The organism is Rhodoferax sp. ZS1R8, from assembly GCF_056521325.1.
In genome coordinates this window covers 1-1,079 of the sequence record NZ_JBWMBA010000176.1, presented here as the reverse complement: position 1 = coordinate 1,079, position 1,079 = coordinate 1, and the positions used below count along the sequence as shown (strand labels likewise).

Sequence of the window (1,079 nt, the reverse complement as noted above, 5' to 3'; positions counted from 1 at the left end):
GGCTGCAGTTTGCACCCCACGAAGATTTCGACACCTACCCCCGCACGCTGGACGCCGACTGCCAGCAGCTGGAAGCTGCCGGTTGCGACCTGGTCTTTGCGCCCAAAGAGGCCGAGATGTACCCGCAGCCGCAGACCTTCAAGGTGCACCCACCCACCGAGCTGGCCGACATTTTGGAAGGCCACTTCCGCCCTGGCTTTTTCATCGGCGTCTGCACCGTGGTGCTGAAACTGCTGTCGTGCACACAGGCACGTACCGCGCTGTTTGGCAAGAAGGACTACCAGCAGCTGATGGTGATCCGCAACATGGTCAAGCAGTTCGCCATGCCGGTGAACATCGTCGGTGGTGAGACCCAGCGCAGCGAGACCGGCCTGGCCCTCTCATCCCGCAATGGTTACTTGAGCCCGGCCGAACGCGCACAGGCCGTGCAGTTGTCTGCCACGCTGAAGACCGTGGCCGAGGCACTGCGCACCAACACCGCACTGGACGCTACAGGCATCAGCCGCCTGGAGTCACAGGCCATGCAAAGCCTGAGCAACCTGGGCTGGCGCCCAGACTATGTGGCTGTGCGCCGCCAGGCTGATTTGCAGACAGCGCAGGCAGGGGATGCGATGGTGGTACTGGCCGCTGCACGGCTGGGGGCAACGCGGTTGATTGATAACCTAGAAGTGTGAAGGGGTCTTGGTGAGGCCCATCCAGCGAATGGCTGCTACTATTTATGTAGCTACAAATGACAATTACACGGGGGCTAGCGGCAATATTTACTATCAACAACCATGAAAAAATACCTGGATTGGGTATTTTTCTATCTACTGACGGATCTCAGTGTCATGGTGCGCTACTTGACGGTCATTCCACTGACCTACGCCGAAAAGCTACGACCGCAATAGACACATAGCAGTCTTCCACTTCGCTCCAGAGCAGTCGTAACGTTGGAGGCCACTGGCACGCAGAATGCGCCGCGCAGCGGCAACTTGCTGCTGCGCGTCCGCGTGGGCCGACCTGTTAGCCATCATTTTCATTTACAGAACTCCAGCAACCATTTGGCGTGATCTTGCACGACACCGGTCTCCGTTCCA

The 1,079-nt window shown here is 58.6% G+C and carries 1 protein-coding gene; it reads left to right on the top strand.

Annotated elements, in window-relative coordinates; all coding sequences use genetic code 11:
• Positions 1–674, top strand: a 674-nt coding sequence (locus tag AC097P_RS24785; RefSeq protein ID WP_479613071.1) for a 4-phosphopantoate--beta-alanine ligase, incomplete at its 5' end; no start/stop codon positions are given.
• Positions 675–1,079: the final 405 nt, after the last annotated feature.